Annotated in this window: 19 protein-coding genes; 13 read left to right on the forward strand and 6 right to left on the reverse strand. The window is 44.7% G+C overall.

The annotated features are described in order from the left end of the window. Window positions 1–133 precede the first annotated feature (133 nt). From hppD to maiA, 4 genes are read left to right on the forward strand one after another with little or no spacing between them, the layout of a single operon-like run. Entirely contained in the window at window positions 134–1,207 is a 1,074-nt protein-coding gene (gene hppD / locus SNR28_RS02895) for a 4-hydroxyphenylpyruvate dioxygenase (RefSeq protein ID WP_375749522.1), read from the forward strand. Further along, the gene (locus tag SNR28_RS02900) at window positions 1,200–2,345 is read left to right on the forward strand and encodes a homogentisate 1,2-dioxygenase (protein WP_375749523.1); all 1,146 of its coding nucleotides are present in this window, start codon (window positions 1,200–1,202) and stop codon (window positions 2,343–2,345) included. Before hppD ends, SNR28_RS02900 begins: the two co-directional genes overlap by 8 nt. 9 nt (window positions 2,346–2,354) lie before the next feature. Further along, complete coding sequence (locus tag SNR28_RS02905; protein ID WP_375749524.1) at window positions 2,355–3,392, forward strand: fumarylacetoacetate hydrolase family protein; 1,038 nt, start codon at window positions 2,355–2,357, stop codon at window positions 3,390–3,392. Window positions 3,393–3,437: 45 nt separating this feature from the next. Further along, window positions 3,438–4,106: a maleylacetoacetate isomerase gene (maiA, locus tag SNR28_RS02910; RefSeq protein WP_375749525.1), complete on the forward strand. Its 669-nt coding sequence runs from the start codon at window positions 3,438–3,440 to the stop codon at window positions 4,104–4,106. Window positions 4,107–4,197: 91 nt separating this feature from the next. Here maiA and SNR28_RS02915 read toward each other — a convergent pair whose 3' ends face one another. Then, the gene (locus SNR28_RS02915) at window positions 4,198–6,195 is read right to left on the reverse strand and encodes an acetoacetate--CoA ligase (RefSeq protein ID WP_375749526.1); all 1,998 of its coding nucleotides are present in this window, start codon (window positions 6,193–6,195) and stop codon (window positions 4,198–4,200) included. Window positions 6,196–6,394: 199 nt separating this feature from the next. Here SNR28_RS02915 and phhA point away from each other — a divergent pair, with 199 nt between their 5' ends. The 7 genes from phhA to SNR28_RS02950 all read left to right on the forward strand — a co-directional run bounded on the left by phhA (window position 6,395) and on the right by SNR28_RS02950 (window position 12,441). Next, entirely contained in the window at window positions 6,395–7,189 is a 795-nt protein-coding gene (gene phhA / locus SNR28_RS02920; protein WP_375749527.1) for a phenylalanine 4-monooxygenase, read from the forward strand. Next, window positions 7,179–7,517, forward strand: a complete 339-nt coding sequence (locus SNR28_RS02925) for a 4a-hydroxytetrahydrobiopterin dehydratase (protein ID WP_375749528.1) — start codon at window positions 7,179–7,181, stop codon at window positions 7,515–7,517. Before phhA ends, SNR28_RS02925 begins: the two co-directional genes overlap by 11 nt. 269 nt (window positions 7,518–7,786) lie before the next feature. After that, window positions 7,787–8,626, forward strand: coding sequence for a 5-dehydro-4-deoxy-D-glucuronate isomerase (gene kduI, locus SNR28_RS02930; protein WP_375749529.1), 840 nt, complete (start codon window positions 7,787–7,789; stop codon window positions 8,624–8,626). A gap of 35 nt (window positions 8,627–8,661) precedes the next feature. Continuing rightward, the gene (locus SNR28_RS02935; RefSeq protein ID WP_375749530.1) at window positions 8,662–9,651 is read left to right on the forward strand and encodes a TRAP transporter substrate-binding protein; all 990 of its coding nucleotides are present in this window, start codon (window positions 8,662–8,664) and stop codon (window positions 9,649–9,651) included. A 58-nt stretch (window positions 9,652–9,709) separates the two neighbouring features. After that, entirely contained in the window at window positions 9,710–10,219 is a 510-nt protein-coding gene (locus SNR28_RS02940) for a TRAP transporter small permease (protein ID WP_375749531.1), read from the forward strand. Between the two features lie 4 nt (window positions 10,220–10,223). Continuing rightward, window positions 10,224–11,531 (forward strand): TRAP transporter large permease, encoded by a 1,308-nt coding sequence (locus SNR28_RS02945; protein WP_375749532.1) that lies wholly within the window; start codon window positions 10,224–10,226, stop codon window positions 11,529–11,531. A 136-nt stretch (window positions 11,532–11,667) separates the two neighbouring features. After that, on the forward strand, window positions 11,668–12,441 hold the full coding sequence (locus SNR28_RS02950; protein WP_375749533.1) for an IclR family transcriptional regulator: 774 nt from the start codon (window positions 11,668–11,670) through the stop codon (window positions 12,439–12,441). Window positions 12,442–12,545: 104 nt separating this feature from the next. On the opposite strand, the gene SNR28_RS02955 is transcribed toward SNR28_RS02950, so the two are convergent. From SNR28_RS02955 to kduD, 4 genes are read right to left on the reverse strand one after another with little or no spacing between them, the layout of a single operon-like run. After that, on the reverse strand, window positions 12,546–13,169 hold the full coding sequence (locus tag SNR28_RS02955; RefSeq protein ID WP_375749534.1) for a bifunctional 4-hydroxy-2-oxoglutarate aldolase/2-dehydro-3-deoxy-phosphogluconate aldolase: 624 nt from the start codon (window positions 13,167–13,169) through the stop codon (window positions 12,546–12,548). Window positions 13,170–13,179: 10 nt separating this feature from the next. Next, entirely contained in the window at window positions 13,180–14,106 is a 927-nt protein-coding gene (locus SNR28_RS02960) for a sugar kinase (protein ID WP_375749535.1), read from the reverse strand. Between the two features lie 9 nt (window positions 14,107–14,115). Next, window positions 14,116–14,640: a YgjV family protein gene (locus SNR28_RS02965; protein ID WP_375749944.1), complete on the reverse strand. Its 525-nt coding sequence runs from the start codon at window positions 14,638–14,640 to the stop codon at window positions 14,116–14,118. Window positions 14,641–14,680: 40 nt separating this feature from the next. Then, window positions 14,681–15,439: a 2-dehydro-3-deoxy-D-gluconate 5-dehydrogenase KduD gene (gene kduD, locus SNR28_RS02970; protein ID WP_375749536.1), complete on the reverse strand. Its 759-nt coding sequence runs from the start codon at window positions 15,437–15,439 to the stop codon at window positions 14,681–14,683. A gap of 246 nt (window positions 15,440–15,685) precedes the next feature. Here kduD and kdgR point away from each other — a divergent pair, with 246 nt between their 5' ends. Both kdgR and SNR28_RS02980 read left to right on the forward strand, forming a co-directional pair. Then, complete coding sequence (kdgR, locus tag SNR28_RS02975) at window positions 15,686–16,468, forward strand: DNA-binding transcriptional regulator KdgR (RefSeq protein ID WP_375749537.1); 783 nt, start codon at window positions 15,686–15,688, stop codon at window positions 16,466–16,468. Between the two features lie 268 nt (window positions 16,469–16,736). After that, window positions 16,737–18,785, forward strand: coding sequence for a methyl-accepting chemotaxis protein (locus SNR28_RS02980; RefSeq protein WP_375749538.1), 2,049 nt, complete (start codon window positions 16,737–16,739; stop codon window positions 18,783–18,785). Between the two features lie 93 nt (window positions 18,786–18,878). Here SNR28_RS02980 and SNR28_RS02985 read toward each other — a convergent pair whose 3' ends face one another. Further along, on the reverse strand, window positions 18,879–19,376 hold the full coding sequence (locus tag SNR28_RS02985; protein ID WP_375749539.1) for a hypothetical protein: 498 nt from the start codon (window positions 19,374–19,376) through the stop codon (window positions 18,879–18,881).

Here is a 19,376-nt window from a genome sequence, read left to right on the forward strand (position 1 = left end):
TTGTTTACATGTAGGTGGATTTTCACTGTGCCCGTTCATTTCCCTCCATGCATTCCATTATCTCCGCTTGTGGGCCAAATTTAATTGAGGACAAAAACACAACAAAAAACCGATAGGTACGAGGAGATAGTTCATGGTGGATACACACAACCCACTTGGCACGGATGGATTCGAGTTTGTTGAATACACTGCTGTTGACCACAAGGGAATTGAGCAGCTTAAAGCGCTGTTTGTGTCACTTGGTTTTGCTGAGATCGCTAAGCACAGGTCTAAAGAGGCTTGGTTATATCGACAAGGCGATATCAACTTTATCGTCAATGAACAGCCACACAGTCAGGCTGAGTCGTTCGCTAAGGTGCATGGGCCATCGGTTTGCGGTATGGCGTTTCGTGTTAAAGAGTCAACTACTGCCATGGAGCAAGCGCTCAAGGGCGGTGGTGAAGAGTACAAAACAGAAATAGGGCCGATGGAGCTGAGTATACCTGCCATTTATGGTATCGGTGAAAGCCTGCTCTATTTTGTAGATCGCTATGGTAAGCAGAGCATCTATGATGTGGACTTCCGATTCTATGACGATGCTGAAGAGCGCATGGCGAAAGCTGATGTTGGCCTTTATGAAATCGACCACCTTACACACAATGTTAAGCAAGGAAATATGGATGTGTGGTCTGGATTTTATGAGCAAATCGGTAACTTCCGAGAGATTCGCTACTTCGACATTGAAGGTAAACTGACAGGCCTTGTGAGCCGCGCGATGACATCTCCATGTGGCAAAATCCGCATCCCTATCAATGAGTCTTCTGACGACAAATCCCAGATTGAAGAGTTCATTCGTGAATACAACGGTGAAGGCATTCAACATATTGCGCTTGCAACTGACGACATCTACACAACCGTGAAAACTCTGCGTGATCGCGGCATGGACTTTATGCCAACGCCGGACACCTATTACGAGAGAGTGGATCAGCGTGTGAAAGGCCACAGCGAGGACACCAATCAGCTGCGCGACCTGCGTGTACTGATTGACGGTGCACCAACCAAAGATGGCATTTTGCTGCAAATTTTCACTCAGACGGTAATCGGGCCTGTGTTCTTCGAAATCATCCAGCGTAAAGGCAACGAAGGCTTTGGTGAAGGTAACTTCAAGGCGTTATTTGAATCGATTGAAGAGGACCAGATTCGTCGAGGAGTATTAGACGATGCATAAATGGATCTCGTTTCCTCATCGGGAGGGGATATGTTCTAAACAAGCGCATGCCGATTTCCCTGAAGAGGCAATTTATGAAAGAGAAGCAGGACGGAGCGGTTTCTTCGGTCCTGCGGCTCACTTTCACCACCAACATGCCCCAACGGGTTGGTCTGAGTGGGAGGGGGACTTACGCCCTCGTGCTTTTGATTTTACCCTGGTGGAGAAAGCCAGCCAGATAACCCCTTGGGCCGTGCCTCATCTTCTACACAACGCCGACTGCAAAATCCGTGTGTGGCGAATGGATGAGAAGATGGATTTCCTGGTTCGTAACTCCGATGGGGATGAGTTGCTGTTCATTCATCAGGGCAGTGCTGAACTCTATTGTGATTATGGCCATTTAGCAGTGAGTGAAGGTGATTATGTGATGATACCGCGTTCGACCAACTGGTGCTTAGAGCCAAGCGAGCCGATGTTCATCCTGATGATTGAGAATACCGATGCCGCGTATTCGTTGCCTGAGAAAGGCATGGTAGGCAATCATGCCGTGTTTGACCCAGCGGTACTTGAAATCCCATCAATCAACGATCAGTTCCGCGCTCAGTATTCAGAAAACCAAACTCAGGTTCAAGTGAAACGCCACGACAAAGTCAGCGTGATCACTTATCCATTCAACCCGCTGGATGCGATTGGTTGGCATGGCGACTTATCCGTGGTGAAAGTCAACTGGCGTGATATTCGACCTCTGATGTCGCATCGTTATCACTTGCCACCTTCGGCACACACAACGTTTGTGGGCGCAGGCTTTGTGGTGTGTACTTTTGTGCCTCGTCCGATAGAGAGCGATCCCGGAGCTTTGAAGGTGCCGTTTTATCACAACAATGATGACTATGATGAGGTGCTGTTCTACCACGCAGGGGACTTCTTCAGCCGCGATAACATTGAAGCAGGCATGGTGACCTTCCATCCGGCTGGGTTTACGCATGGGCCTCATCCAAAAGCTTTTAAGGCGGGTCAGGCACACAAGAAGAAGTTTACCGATGAAGTGGCGGTGATGATTGATACTCGCCATGCACTAGAGTTCTCCGATGAACTCGATAGCGTTGAAAACAAAGAATATGTCTATAGCTGGCAAGAAGCGGCTGATGACAAGAAGTAAGGGACAAGGATGAAACTAGCAACCAGGAAAAATGGTACTCGCGATGGTTTGTTGATGGTCGTGAGCAAAGATTTAAAACATTGTGTGGCCGCGACAGAAATTTTTTACGCGATGCATCTTGCGCCAACCATGCAAGTGGCTCTAGATAACTGGGAAAAAGTCGCCCCTCAACTAGAAGAGCTGTATAACGCTTTAAACAAGGGTACAGTTTCGGGGGGCGAGAAGTTTGATCCCCAACACCTGGAATCGCCTTTACCACGGGCTTATCAGTGGGCAGACGGTAGTGCGTACGTCAATCACGTCGAACTTGTACGTAAAGCGCGTGGTGCTGAAATACCAGAGAGTTTCTGGGTTGATCCTTTAATGTATCAAGGTGGTTCAGATGCGTTTATAGGCCCTTGTGACAATATCGAATTTGCGAGCGATGAATGGGGTATCGATTTCGAGGGCGAGGTTGCCATTGTCACCGGAGATGTACCGATGGGAGTGAGTGCCGAGCAGGCGCAAGACTCGATTCGCCTGTTGATGCTGGTGAATGACGTGTCTCTACGAGGGTTGATTCCTGCTGAGCTGGCAAAAGGATTTGGCTTCTTCCAGTCGAAACCTTCTTCAGCGTTTTCTCCGGTCGCAGTAACACCGGATGAACTTGGTGAACAATGGCAAGACAACAAGGTACATTTGCCGCTGATATCGACCTATAACGATGCGCCTTTTGGTTGCCCAAATGCGGGAGTCGATATGACCTTCAACTTTACAGAGCTGATTATGCATGCTGCGAAGACTCGTCCATTGTCATCGGGCACCATCATTGGCTCAGGTACAGTTTCGAATAAGCAAGGGACTGAACACGGTACCTCAATTGCCGAAGGTGGTGTCGGATATTCATGCATTGCTGAGGTACGCATGATTGAGACCATTCGTGATGGCAAGCCATCTACCCAGTTTATGTCGTTTGGTGACTCAATTCGTTTAGAAATGCTCGATACAGAGGGTGACTCTATTTTTGGAGCGATTGATCAAAAGGTTAGCCAATATCGCGAATCATAACCGGAGAAGCAGTTAACCACACAATTATGGTTACAGAGAGGGACTATGAACGAGAGCATCACACTCTATGGTTATTGGCGATCTTCAGCGGCTTATCGGGTGCGTATTGGCTTGAATCTAAAACAGCTCAACTATGAATCTAAATCGGTGCATTTGGTTCGCAATGGTGGAGAGCAACACGATTCACAATATCATGAGCTTAATGCCAGTGAATTGGTACCAGTGCTGGTGGATGGTGAGCTTCGGCTTAATCAGTCGTTAGCTATTCTTCAATATTTAGATGAAAGCTACCCTGAAATCTCCCTTATTCCAGAGCAGACACCGCTGCGTTATCAAGCGTTGGCGTTGGCTCAGGATATCGCGATAGAAGTTCACCCACTGAACAATCTGCGTGTGTTGCAGTATTTGGAGGGGGAGTTGTCGTGCAAACAGAAAGATAAGCTGGATTGGATTCAACACTGGGTTCACCAAGGGTTCAGCGCGATAGAAGAGAAGTTAGCAAAACACCGTAAGTTACATGGTGATTCGGTGTATAGCCTGGCGGATTCACCCTGTATTGTAGATATCTGTCTGGTGCCACAAGTCTATAACGCGCTACGCTTTGATGTGGATATGTCCGCTTATCCGTTGATTAACGCGATTGTCGAAGCGTGTAATCAACTGCCAGCCTTTGTTCATGCGATGCCTGAGAACCAAGCGGATGCGAACGTATAGATTTAAACGAATACCAGTTATCAAGCGCTGACTTAAATACACTAAGTATTAAGAGCAGGTAAGCCCCCACGGATTTCAATCCGTGGAGGGCTTATTGTTTCTGAAAAGCAACACGCTTTATCTCTTCCAACACTTCCGAGTTTGCAATCGCACCAAGATTTTCGACCGTCTTGCCATTGATAATCTGTTTCACGGCTAACTCAACTAGCTTTCCAGAGCGTGTTTTCGGCACGTCACTTATCGCAATTATTTGGCTTGGAACGTGCCTCGGTGAGCAAGAGGATTTGAGTTTGTTCTTGATGGTTGCCACCAAGTGTTCATCCAGAGTGGTATTTTGCTGCAATTGAACAAACAGCCATATCTGCTCATCACGGTCGATCTCTTTTCCTACCGCGATGGAATCGACAATGCCTTTAATAGTATTCACTTGCTGATAAATCTCGGCAGTACCAATTCTTACACCACCGGGGTTGAGCGTGGTGTCACCACGTCCGTAGAACAGGTAGCCACCATGGATGCTTTGTTCTACTTCGTCACCGTGATGCCACACGTTGTCGAACTTGTCCCAGTATGCGTTGTGATAGCGTTCACCAGTGTCATTCCAAAACCCTGTTGGGAAATTGGGAAGTGAATTGGTACACACCAGTTCACCTCGTTCTTGAATGACCGTTTGACCCGATGAGTTGAACACCTTGATATCGACTCCTAGACCTGCGTGTTGACACTCTCCCCGATAAACTGGGGATATAGGGTTGCCCAATACAAAGCAGCCGCAAATATCCGTACCACCAGAAATAGACGCTAAATGTAGATCTTGCTTGATGTGCTTATAAACGTAGTCGAACTGTTCCGGGTAGAGTACAGAACCGGTCGAGCAGAGTGTTTTTAAATGAGGAAGAGTGTGACTCTCGACTGGAGAAAGTTCCTCTTTCTCAATTGTTTCTAAATACTTGGCTGAGGTACCGAAAACCGATACATATGCTCGTTGTGCTAAATCCCATAGAACATCAGGATGCGGATAAACCGGGCTACCATCAAAGATCACCAGGCAAGCACCACTAGCGAGCGATGAAACATGCCAGTTCCACATCATCCAACCACAGGTGGTGTAGTAGAACACACGGTCTCTTGGCTTAATATCGCAATGAAGCTGATGTTCTTTTAGGTGATTGATAATGGTGCCACCGACGGAATGGACAATGCACTTTGGCTTCCCTGTCGTTCCAGAAGAATAAAGAACAAACAAAGGGCTATTGAACTCTACACGGGTAAACTCCAAAGGTTGAGGCTGAAAATGATTGATAATGTCCTGCCAGTTCTGGATCGGTACATTTGGCTCAATGCTATGCGATTTCAAATCGTTCTCTTGATTTAAATAACTAATGGAACTCACCCGCTTTAGCCCATTTAAGTGTTCAATGACTTTGCGGTTTTTGTCTATCATATCGAACGACTTGCCATTAAATGTATAGCCATCGCAGGTGAACAGAACCTTGGGTTTTACTTGACCAAATCGTTCTATCACACTCTCTACGCCAAAGTCTGGTGAGGTAGATGTCCAAACAGCCCCAAGGCTTGTGGTGGCAAGCATAGCGATTACGGTTTGCGGCAGATAAGGTGTGTAAGCCGCGACTACATCGCCCTGTTGCACACCACAATCTACAAGCCACTGCTGAACGCATGAGACTTCCTCACATAGATCTTGCCAAGTATAGATCTGTTGCTCTCCACGCTCATTTTCAAACCAAATTGCCTGTTCCTTTGATAACGACTCGGCAGAACACAACAAGTTTTCTGCATAGTTGACTAGTGATCCTGGAAACCAAACCGCGTCCCGATGGGATTTCGGTTGCTGCCAGCGGCTTTCACCTTGTTGTAATACCTGGTCGCCTTGTGAACCCATCATCTCACAAAACTGCCATACGTTTTGCCAAAACGACTCGGGATGCTCCACCGACCATTGTTGGAGATCTGCGTAGGTTTTTAGCTTCCTCTCCGATTGAGTGAGGCTATCCATAAATCGGGCTATGTTGGCATGAGCGATACGTTGGTCACTTGGTTTCCAAATTGGTTTATTGCTTCCGTGCATTTTATTTCCTGTAACATGCAATTAACATCTTTAGTCTGGTATTCAGGTTTTACAAAGTCAAAAGATCAGTAAAATAAGCATCCAACAGAATTGTGTAAATAAAATGTTACAGAAAGGCCGCGTTCGAAAAGTGGCGTAAACTGGCGCTTATCAGGAGTGGAGGTAGGCTTAAAGGAGGAGATTTTTTAGGAGGTGTATCATGACTCAATATCATTCGAAGCCCGTTAGTCAAGAGGGCTGGGTTGAGTGGAGCCTCGAAGAAGATGCCATTTGGCACGACTTGGTGACAAGGCAACTGAGCGTAATCAAGGGTCGTGCTTGCGATGCATATTTATATGGTTTGACCTTGCTTAATCTGCCATTAGACAGGGTTCCTCAGCTCCCCGAGATAAATAAAGTGCTTAAGGAAACAACAGGTTGGCAGGTACAGCCAGTTCCTGCATTGATTGATTTCGATCGTTTCTTTGATTTGCTCGCTAACAAGCGATTTCCTGTTGCAACGTTTTTAAGAACACGTGAGGAATTGGACTATTTACAAGAGCCGGATTTTTTCCATGAAATATTTGGCCATTGTGCCATGTTGACCAACACCGATTTCGCGGCTTTCACTGAGCGCTATGGAAAATTAGGAAAGGTAGCCACTCCTAAGCAACGTGCTTATCTTGCTCGTTTGTATTGGTTTACGGTTGAGTTTGGCTTAGTTCAGGAAGGACAGAAACTGAAAATCTATGGCGGAGGTATTCTTTCGTCTCCGGCAGAAACCATTTATGCGCTGGAAGGGGATGTAGCGATTCATGAAGAGTTTGAGATACAAACAGTCCTAAGAACGCCTTATCGCATCGACATTATGCAGCCTAAATACTATGTCATTGAGGGGCTGTCTGAGCTATTTGAAATTGGCCAAAAAAACTTATTACAGCAAGCTGATCTCGCGATAGAAGCGGGATTACTACCACCACTTTTTGAACCTAAGGAACCAGTACATGTTGAATGAACAAAAATGCGAAGCCTGCAGTATCGATGCAATCGCGCTTAATAAAGATGAGCAACAGTCTTTGCTATTAGAGTTGACTGACTGGCAGATCGTGGAAAGAGACGGCATCCCGCAGCTTGAGAAGGTGTATAAATTTAAGAACTTCAAGCAGGCGTGGGCGTTCAGTAATCAAATCGCAGAGTTAGCGGAAGATCAGTTTCATCATCCTTCTATCTTATTGGAATGGGGTAAAGTAACCGTGACATGGTGGAGCCACTCGATCAAAGGCCTGCACAAAAACGATTTTATCTGTGCTTCACGTTGCGATACCTTTTGTTTAAGTGATTGATTTTATAAATTAATAGGTGACTTTCTAGCAAGGAAGAGCAACGTCTTCCCAACAAACCTGAACTTTCTAGCCGCATTTAGCGGCTTTTTTTGTGCCTAAAGAATAAGCAATAACACAGTGAGGGCTCCTTGGATTCGTTTTATTGTAAAAATAGAAACGCCGTTTTAAAAATATATAGATTTGATCACATAAACCGAAATTCATATTTGAGTGTTATTGATCAAATATGAATTGGTTGTATTATGAACTTATCCAACAGGAGTACTAGCATGTTTATCAATTACAACAGCAACCCCATTGATGCGAAGTCGTACGATACGCAGAGATTAAGGGATGAGTTTTTAACAGAAGAATTATTTACAGCCGGTGGCGTGAACATGGTTTACAGCCATATTGATCGTACCGTTGCCATCGGTGTATGCCCGAAAGAAGAATCAATTAAGCTTGATGACTACGTCGACAAGAAAGCGTTTGGTACAGACTTTTTCCTTGAAAGAAGAGAGCTGGGTATCGTCAACCTAGGTGGAAGAACTGAGATAAAAACCCAATCTGGTACCTATACACTTGAATGCCTGGACGCTCTTTACTTGGGGAAAGGGGAACAAGAAGTCGAGTTCACGTCACTGGATAGTGAACAAGATGCCATTCTTTACTGTTTGAGTGCACCAGCCCATTATTCGCATCCATCTCGCCTTATCACTAAGGAAGAAGCAAAAAAGGTTAAACTAGGCTCAATAGATAACGCCAACGCAAGAGTGATAAATCAATACTTGCATCCGGATGTGTTGCCAACGTGTCAGCTATGTATGGGCATTACCCATCTTCAGCCAGGCAGTGTCTGGAATACGATGCCGGCGCATACACACGAAAGACGGATGGAAGCATATCTGTATTTCAACGTGAAACCATCTCAGGTTGTCTTCCATTTCATGGGGGAGCCGGAAGAGACTCGCCATATTATTGTTCGTGACAAGCAACTTGTTTTATCTCCTAGTTGGTCTATTCACTCTGGGTGTGGAACTCAAAACTATAGTTTCATCTGGGGAATGCTGGGAGAAAACCAAACGTTTGATGATATGGATTTCATCAATATGGAATTAATACGTTAACTATATAATAACTGTACCTTATACGGAGACATAACATGTTTAAATCTAAAGCAATAAAGTTTGCTGCATTAGCAGTAGCGGTAAGTAGTTCTTTAGGATTTTCATCTATCGCTTCAGCAGCGACAGAAATCAAGGCTGCTTTTAACCAATCTGATAGCCACCCACAGTACCTGGCGTTGGAAGAGTTTGGTAAGCAACTGGAAGCAGCGACTGATGGTCGTTATAAAGTTAACATTTTCCCGAATGCATTGTTGGGAGACCAGCGAGCTGCTCTGGAGTTGGTTCAGACAGGCGCTGTGCAAATGGCAGTAGTTGCGAACCCACTGATTGAAAACTATGACAATACTTTCACTGCAATCGGTATGCCTTTTGCGTACACGGGTATTGAGCATCAGGAAGAAGTATTTACTTCAGGAGTGCTGGACGAACTGTTTGCTTCAACTAAGAAGTTTGGTTTTGAGGTATTGGCTGCTTACACCGCAGGCTCTCGTAATATTTATACCAAAGGAAGTAACGTTCAATCAGTGGCGGATATGAAAGGGCAAAAGATCCGAGTAATGCAATCTAACACCATGGTTGAAATGTTGGGTTGTATGGGCGGAACTGGTGTGCCTATGAGTCAGGGAGAAGTGTACACAGCTGTGCAGCAAGGTGTTCTGGACGGAGGTGAAAACAACGAGATCACTTATGCAGACATGAAGCATTATGAAGTTGCGCCTTACTTTAGTAAAACGTCTCACTTGATGGTTCCTGACTTAGTCGTGATCAGCGATGATTTCATGAACTCTATGTCGGCAGAAGATCAGGCGACCATTCGCCGTCTTGCTAAAGAATCGACGGTAGATGAGTTTGCTAAATGGAATGCGACCATTGGCAAAGCACGTGCTGTTGCAGAAGAAAATGGCGCGAAGTTTATGGATGTTGATGTGAAGCAGTTCCAGGAAAGTTGCAAACCGCTTAAGCAAAAACTCATTAAAACTGATGCACAGAAAGCACTAACTAAAGTAATCAGTGAACTGAGCTAACCGTATCAGAGCCAGGCTTTTTGGCCTGGCTCAGTACTTAGGGTAAGGAAAGACTCTAGTGGAAAAATTGTTTATCTGGGCAGAGAAAGTAAAAAAAGTCATTGATTGGTGTGTCGAGCGGGCATGTATTGCAATCATGGCATTATTAACGGTTCTCGTTACCTATCAGGTTGTTACTCGCTATGTGTTTGACAGTCCGAGTGCGGTAAGTGAGGTGTTGTCCCGTTACTTGTTTGTCTGGCTTGTTTTGATTGGTGGTGCTTATGTGTTTGGCCTGAGAGAGCATATGGCGATTACGTATGTGCGTGACAAGTTCTCTTCTAAAACGGGTGTCATCGTCGATATTGCAGTTGAATGGGCGATAGCGTTTTTTGCTTATATCGTAATGTGGCAAGGCGGTTACAAAGCATCAGTTCGTCAGATGTGGCAGCAGGATTCAGCGCTGGAAATACCTATGGGTATTATTTACTCCGCATTACCGATTGCTGCGGTACTTATCTTGATCTATTTCGTTATCAATCAAGTGAAACTCATTAATAAATATCAAAAACTTAGTGTGAGAGGGTAATTGTATGGATGCTGCTTCACTCGCTGCATTGATTATGTTTGGCGGAGCGATTTTCTTACTCGTGGTAGGCGCTCCAATCGGTATCAGTATTGGATTACCTTCTTTTGCCGCTATGGTGAGTATCCTGCCATTGACTGGTGCAACAACAACAGCTGCTCAGCGTATGTTTACAGGTTTAGATAGCTTTGCTTTGCTTGCCATACCGTTTTTTATCCTTGCGGGTAACATCATGAATAACGGAGGCATTGCCATCCGATTAATTAACTGCTCTCGCATTGTTACTGGTTACTTTCCCGGAGCATTGGCACAAACGAATGTGGTTTCAAACATGCTTTTTGGTTCCATAAGCGGCTCTGGCGTAGCTTCGGCTGCAGCGATTGGTGGGATCATGAACCCTATCCAAAAGAAAGAGGGTTATGATTCGGCTTTCAGGACGGCAGTAAATATTGCTTCTGCTCCAACCGGGATGCTCATTCCTCCGAGTAATACGCTTATCGTATATGCGACTGTTGCAGGCTCGGTTTCTATCTCGGCATTGTTTATGGGTGGTTACTTGCCAGGGCTGCTTTGGGGTGGTGGTGTTATGTTGGTGGCAGGGATCATGGCGTACCGTCGTGGCTACATGTCCAAACATGTGCTGAGTATTTCAGAGCGATTTAAGCTGCTCATCGATGCCATACCAAGCTTGTCGCTCGTCGTTGTGGTGATCGGTGGCATTCTTGCCGGAGTTTTCACCCCGACAGAAGCTTCAGCAATTGCGGTGGTGTACTCATTGGCGCTTGGGTTTATCTATAAGGCTCTAAAAATTGAGCAGTTACCTGATATCTTATTGGCAACAGCGAAGCTAACAGCGATTGTTATATTTATGATTGCGGCTTCTTCGATCATGTCGTGGGTAATGGCATTTACCCAGATTCCGGGAGTGATTGCCGATACGTTGCTGGCGTTAACTGATAACCCAATCGTGATTTTGCTGATAATTAATGTGATTCTGCTTTTTGTCGGAACATTTATGGATCCGACTCCAGCGGTACTTATTTTTACTCCGATTTTCTTACCAATCTGTGTGAATCTGGGAATGGACCCCGTTCAATTCGGTATTTTGCTAGTATTTAACCTCTCTCTGGGTACAATTACCCCGCCTGTGGGGCCAATACTATTTACTGGTTGCAAGGTCAGTGATGTCAAAATTGATCATGTGATAAAGACGTTGCTTCCGTTCTTCGCGGTAATTTTCCTCGTGTTGATGGCAGTGACCTATATTCCGGCAATTTCGATGACGATTCCCCAGTTGATGGGATTGGTTCGGTAAAGTAGATATTTGGCAAGGCTCCACATAGGTGGGGCTTTTTTCGTTACTCGTTGATATCAAATCAATGACAAAAAACAGTACCGGGCGTTAGATTGATCGATTTAAAAAACAACCCGGTGAACAAGTGAAGTAATTAATGGAAGCGGAAAAGAAAACGGAATACCGTGCACCAGCTCTTGAGAAAGGGTTGGATATCATAGAGCTACTGGCGGCAGAAGAAGAGCCACTGACCAAAAAGCAGATAGCAGAAAAACTTGATCGTAGCATCAATGAGATATTTCGTATGTTATCTGTGCTGGTGGATAGGCAGTATATAAAGTTCGATAGTGAGTTTTCCGTCTACTCACTAACATTGAAAATGTTTGCCTTATCAAATCAACATCCACCTATCGCTCAATTGCTGAAACGTGCTAAGCCTCTTATGGAAGAGCTAAGTCTGAAGTTAAACCAGTCGTGTCATCTTAGTCGTTACGAAAACAGTGAACTTATTGTCGTTGCTCGTCAGGAAAGCCCATACAAGATGGGTTTTGGTTTGCGTTTAGGAGCTTCACTCGATATTTGTGCGTCAGGTTCCGGTGTTGTGCTACTGAGCTTCAGTACTGAAGAAACAAGAAGTGCGATATTGGAAAGTCAGACGGATGCGACGAAAGAAGAAATTGCCTACACCTTAAGCCATATTGAGAAAACGTTGGAAGATGGTTATTACGTAGGGGCCAGCCCTCAGATTTCAGGGGTGACTAATATCAGTGTTCCTATATTGGGCGTTTTAGGAGAGGTAATGGCGATACTGACAATTCCATATATGACACTCAACTCTGCAACGGTTCATCATCATATTGAAGATATCGAAAATGCAAAGCATGAGCTTTTGAAAGTAGCGAATGAACTGAACTTGAATGTTGTGACTTGAGTTTAATGACTTGCATATAGTGATTTAAAGGGCCAAAAGAAGACTTTAGGCCCACTAGTTGCTGGAAAGCATGTTGGGGGATTTTGCATCCCCTTTTATGGACATTATCCCGTAATGTTTGCAACTTCAGAGACTAGGCCTGCCAGCTCTTCCCAGCGCTCTTCTTCTACCAGGTTGCCCGGCACCATCCAGGTACCACCACATGCCAGTACAGACGGAATAGCAAGGTAATCATTGACGTTCCTCGGACTTACCCCGCCAGTTGGCATAAACTTCACCGGGTAAACGGCTGTAAGTGCTTTTAACATTGCAGTACCACCCGATGGTTCAGCGGGGAAAAACTTTAGTGTATCCAGGCCCATTTCCATTGCCTGTTCGACAAGGCTTGGGTTGTTGATACCCGGAATAATGGTGATATTCCGCTGCTGACAGTACTTCACAGTTGTAGGGTTGAAACCCGGGCTAACGATAAAGTCCACACCTGATTCGATAGCGGTATCAACTTGCTCCGTGGTCAGTACAGTACCAGCACCAATTAACATCTCAGGATAGGCTTCTCGCATGTTTGCTATAGCCTGTGCTGCCTCAGGCGTTCTGAATGTTATCTCTGCACAAGGTAGTCCATTTTCGATGAGAACCTGAGCGAGTTTTACCGCTTTTGACGAATCTTGAATGGCAATAACAGGGACAACTTTTAACTCCTGCAATTGTTTATTTAGGTCTTTCATTACATTTTCCTTAAATTTGTGGCATTAGTTCTTTCGATATGACAGCACCATGGTGTTGAATAACTGTGCCAGCCAAAGTATGTCCTGCCTTAGCGGACTCGGTACAACTCCCACCAAGGATTCGCTTTGCAAGGTAACCCGCACTAAAAGAGTCTCCGGCAGCCGTTGTATCAACAATATTATCGACAGGCGTTGGTGCGACTGAGAACTCTTCCTGCCCCGATATAACAAGGCAAGCATCACCGCCACATTTGATCACGATTTCTTCTACACCAAGAGACCTTGTTCTTCCTACGGATTCACTTATCTCCTTATCTCCCCACAACAACATCTCGTCATCAAAGGTCAAAAAAGCAATGTTGGTCAGAGCAAGTATCTCGGTGTACCACTTCTGCGCTAGGGCAGGGCTGCTCCACAAAGCAAGCCGATAGTTGTTGTCGAACGAAATCGCTACACCGCGTTCACGACACACTTTTAATGCGCTAATGAGCTTATCCCTACAATCTTCAGGCAAAATTGCCAGACTGATGCCGCTGAGGTATATCATCTGATGATCTGATAGCTGATTTATGAGAGTGTCGAGGGGCAGGGTGCGCAACCAGTACTTTGCTGCAGAATCATTACGCCAGTAGTAGAAGCTTCTCTCTCCTTCATCCGTAGTTTCGATGGCATAAATACCGGCAACCTTATCATCCGAAATTCGCACTAACTCGGTTTGGATTCCCTCTTTCTGCCACGATTTCAACATATCTTTGCTGAACGGGTCACTACCCAAAGCGGTGACATATGACGTGGTAATAGCGTGAGAATTTGTAAGGCGTGAAAGGTAAACGGCCGTATTTAACGTATCTCCGCCAAAACCTTGTATAAGCGATTCTTTAGTTTTCTTGAGTTCAACCATGCACTCGCCAATAACAGCGATATTCTGGATAAGCATTTATGTCTCCTAGCTTTGACATACTGTTTGATCTTTTTCTTTTGCTCGACTTTTAGACAAGCGAAATATGGTAATCATGTTCATGGTTATTACAGTGAGTTCCAGTAACACACCACCATAAGAGCCGACAATGATATTGTTCGTTAGCCAACAACATGCTCCCAACAAGAAATAGAGCCTCATCCGTATTCCTTGCGTAGCAAACATGGCATAGGTGCCGATGGCCGTACCGGCAATCGGGAATAACGTCCACCACTGTTCAGCAGCGTAGAGGCCTAGAATTAAACCCAGCACGATAAATAGGATTGCGACACGCTTTGAGGAGACATATATGGATGTTCCTGTTCGTACCGCAGAAAGTGCAGCTGCGAGCGTTGACATCATCGAACCGAGCAATAGATAGTGCAGAAGGTGGTTAAGATTAAAGACAAGCATCAGGATCTTAAGTTTTCTATCATCCTTTTGATAAAAGGTAGAGATACCTAACCCAAAGCTAACAAAGCCAAGCGCTTGTGCAATTAAAAATAAATTAATTTCCAACTTCTGCCCCTTTTGGAATCACCAACTCTGGTGATTATCTTGCTAACCAACCGCCATCGACAGCAATGGTGTAACCATTGATGTAATCAGATGCATTTGAAGCTAAAAAGACGCATGGGCCAGCAAGATCTTTTGGCGTACCCCAACGATCCGCCGGAATTCTATCCAGAATTTCACGGTTTCTCGATTCGTCTGCACGAAGCGCTGCCGTATTGTTTGTCGCCATATAGCCAGGAGCAATGGCATTGACGTTGATCCCTTCTTTAGCCCACTCGTTAGCCATTAAACGAGTTACGCCCATCACTCCACTCTTTGATGCGGTATAAGAAGGTACCCGAATTCCTCCCTGGTACGAGAGCATTGAGGCGATATTGATGATTTTTCCACCTTCACCTTGAGCAATAAATTGCTTTGCAACGGCCTGAGACATGAAGAAAACAGACTTGATGTTAATGTTCATTACGTCATCCCAGTCTTGTTCCGAAAAGTCGATGGCGTCATTACGACGGATGATACCGGCATTGTTTACGAGGATATCGATACGACCGAGCTCAGTAACGGCACGATCGACAATCGAAGGAATGTCGTCCAACTTCATCAGATTTGCGCGTATATCGATAAACTTGCGACCGGTTTGTTTGATTATTTCAATCGTCTCCTGAGGCTCGACGATGTTAACTCCAACAATGTCACAGCCAGCTTTCGCGAGGCCTAGAGCCATGCCCTGGCCTAGCCCTGTATCACAACCTGTAACGATCGCCACTTTTCCTTCTAAGTTGAATGATTCAAGCATTTCTTGGTGTCCTCTCATGTTTGCAACGGGTGCTATTACTCGATGTTGTCGAGTCTTTGAACTAGCATAACAATATTTATGGTCTATGATCAATTAAAGATTAAAACGCCATTTCATTAAAAAAGTTTACGTCATTGGATTATATGTGAGATAGGCTTTATATTTGTAAAAAGTGATTTTAGAAATTACTAGGTCATTTGAAGTTTTGGATTATAATCACGAGACGTTTTTTTCGAGGTAACGTAAATGAGCAAGGCAACACAGCCGGAAGCTGTATCTTCAGTTTTAAAAGTTTTTAGTATTCTTGAGGCACTGGGACAACAAAAAGAAATTGGCGTTTCTGAACTGTCTCAACGCTTAATGACATCCAAGGCGACGACATATCGTTTCCTGCAAACGATGAAATCTCTGGGCTATGTCTCTCAGGAAGACGAAGCAGACAGGTATTCGTTGACACTGAAGATGTTTGAGCTTGGCTCTAAATCTCTAGAGTATATGGATGTTGTGGCTCTTGCTGAGAAAGAAATGAGACACATCTCAGAGCAAACAAACGAAACTGTTCATTTGGGGGCTCTGGATGAAGGCTCGATCATATATATTCATAAGATTGATTCTAGTTACAGCCTTAGAATGCATTCTCGGGTAGGTCGTAGAAACCCGCTTTATTCAACTGCTATTGGCAAAGTGCTACTTTCTGGTCATGATGATGAGTTTGTTCGCAATGCTCTTGCAGAGGTTGAGTTTAAGAAAAGCACAGACAAAACCTTGGAGAATACAGATCAGTTACTTGAAGAGCTAAAAGTGGTTCGAGAGCAGCATTATGCGGAAGATAATGAAGAACAGGAGCCAGGGCTCTACTGTATCGGCGCTCCGGTTTATGACCGTTTTGGTAACATCATCTACGGTATTTCAATTTCTTTCCCAACCATCCGTTTTGACCATAAACGCAAGTCTGACTACGTGCGATTGCTACAAGAAGCGGGTAAAAATATATCTGAGCAGCTTGGGTTTTATGAATACCCGATTTAACTATCTACAACAGGTGTCACGATAACCGACATGAGGCTTCATTTAGCGAAGCCTCATACGCTCCAAATACATGATTCCATGTCCACTTTGTCTCCTCTTATCCAAAAGTTATATTTATTGGCAGTTATCAATTCTGTGATACTATTTGCGTAGTGAATTAGCAAAACGTAATTTACAAATGAGCTGCTGAGAAATGAAATAAGTTTTCTTCGGTGCTTATAAATAAAAAATTGCTTTTGCTTCAATGGAATGACATTTTGGTGGCCCTATGTTTTTTAATAAGCTTCGCTTGAGCTCTAAGCTTCTTTTTGGTTTTGCGATACCAATCTTAGCGATTTTACTTCTATCCTTTCTTTCAAACTCTTCCGTAAAGAGTCTTCTCAATGTAAACAACTCCCTGTCCCACGACATGTCTATGGTGACCAAAGTCAGCGCGATCAGAGGAGCGATGCTGGAGATGGAATCTGGTATGAGAGGGTATCTAATATCAGGTAAAGAGAGTTTCCTTGCCCGATATGATAGAGGGTTAAATTCGTTTGAAAATCAAATAGCTCAACTTGAGCAGAGTTATCGTAATAATCCACAGCAATTAGCGAGAGTCGACCAGATAGAACAGCTGCAGAAACAATGGTTGGCAGAGGCTGCCAGGCCTCAAATTGAGATGCGTAAAGAGATCGCTTTGGGCGAAGCGGCTACGACACGCTACTTTGAGCTTTCCGGCAGAGATATTGGCCCTAAAACCATTGTTGAGTTTCGTTCTATCATTGAGGGGATGGCCGCTGAGTTCGATGAACGATACGATAGAGATGGCTATGAGCTGCTAAACACTGTGCTGATGGCGGTAATTAACCAAGAGACAGGGCAGCGAGGGTTCTTGCTATCAGGCAATGAGGAAGCTTTAGCTCCTTATACTCAGGGTGAAAAAGACTTCGCAGCACAAGTATCGGCATTAAAGGAACATCTGGCAGGTGCTTATTATGATGGCTCTGAGCTTTTAAATAAACTTGAACAAGCGCAAGCAATAGCGAAAAAATGGCGGGAAGAAGCGGCTCAGCCAGAGATAGATGCACGTATTGAGATGAACAAGGTAAAGGTGACATTAAGTGACCTTACCGCGTTTATTGAAGAGGGTGCCGGTGAGCGAAACATTTTGGCCATTGATAAGGTCATTGAGCAACTGGTGAGCGCTGAAAAAAGTCATGTCGATCGGGTACAAACTGAGGCACAACAGTCGGCTGAGTCTGCCTCCAACTTTGGTATGATGGTCGCAATACTGTCTCTTCTACTTGTTTTGTTTATGAGTTATTGGATTGTACGTGAAGTTCTCCAGCAAGTTGGTGGTGAACCACTTGAGATTGCGACCATTACTAAGCAAGTCGCGCAAGGTGATCTTTCAAAACAGGTAGAGTCGGTTAAATATCCAAATAGTATATATGCGTCGATAGCGGTAATGACTTCACAGCTGCGTTCTACTATTTCAAAAGTGATGGGTGCTACCCAATCTCAGAAAGACGCTGCTGAGTCTCTATCTGTTGTTGCCAACCAAACCAACCTGAATGTACAGAGTCAGGTGAAATCTGTTGATCAGGTAACCGTAGCCATTGATGAGATGCAAATAACCGCATCTTCGGTAGCAGATAGTGCCGCGAATGCTGCGAGTTCTGCCAACCAAGCCGACCAACTGGTTAAACTGGGTTCAGAAAAAGCAGATAGCGCCGCAGTGGGTGTTTCTCAGTTAGCAGAAAGCCTGAACACCACGTCATCTCAAATCCAGGATCTTGCGGCAAGCGCAGAAGACATCACCGATATTTTGAATGTTATTAAGGGCATTGCTGATCAAACTAACTTATTGGCGCTTAACGCAGCGATTGAAGCAGCAAGAGCCGGCGAACAAGGACGCGGTTTTGCTGTCGTAGCAGATGAAGTCAGAGCATTAGCGAAAAGTACTCAGGATTCCACGGTAGAAATTGAGGGGATGATTGTCAAAGTACAGCAGCAGGCGCAAAGTTCTGTGGATTCTATGAATCAGGGGCAAAGTCAGGCTGGGCAAATCGTCAGTATTACCCATGAGGTGAATCATGCCCTTACCGATATCGAACAGATGGTGGCGGATATTACTGATGTGACTAACCAGATCGCAAGTGCCGCTGAAGAGCAGAGTCACGCTTCTAAAGAGGTGAGTCTGCGGGCGGAAGAGATTCGGGCTCAATCTATCCAAACAGGAGAAGGGGCAGAAGCGATATCGAAATCAACGGAAGAGCTTAAGGTGCTTTCAGCTCAGTTAGAACAAGAGATGGCCTACTTTAAAATCAGTTGATAGCGCATTCATTATTTATACGAAAAAGTGATGCGAAAAAAGCCCCGGTAACTTCTCGTTACCGGGGCTTTCTTAAATTATCCCGAGTTGAGGTTAGATAATATCATTCTCTTGCCTGACTATGCCCTGAGCTTCTTCCAGATGTTTAATCAATATAGGAAGCTTTTTGTTATAAAACCGCTTGTTGTAGCCGTCTACTTTACGGGGCAATCCATCCGCAAACTCGTCTAAATGTAGCCGGATAAAAACTGGGTTGTTATGTTCTGTGTCCTGCATTTTGTCACGGATAACCATAAGAAAACTTTTTAGCGTGTTCTCACATTGCTCAATACTCTCGTCAGTTGCGGGTTGAAATACGAAGTAATAAAGAGCCAGGCTATAAATAAGATTATGTGCCCGCTCTGACATTACACCGAGATCTGTTAATCGTTGTAGGTCAGATTTGAATCCGCTTTTTATCCTATCGACACTGGCCAATCTTTTGTTCAGTATGGCTTGGGAAGCCTTTTTCCTTTTGTTTACCCGGTAATAATACGCGCCATATATCGCGGCTATCACCAAAGCTAACAATATGACAATAACGTTTAGCAT

This window comes from Vibrio iocasae (assembly GCF_042245395.1).
In the GTDB taxonomy this organism is placed as follows: domain Bacteria; phylum Pseudomonadota; class Gammaproteobacteria; order Enterobacterales; family Vibrionaceae; genus Vibrio; species Vibrio iocasae.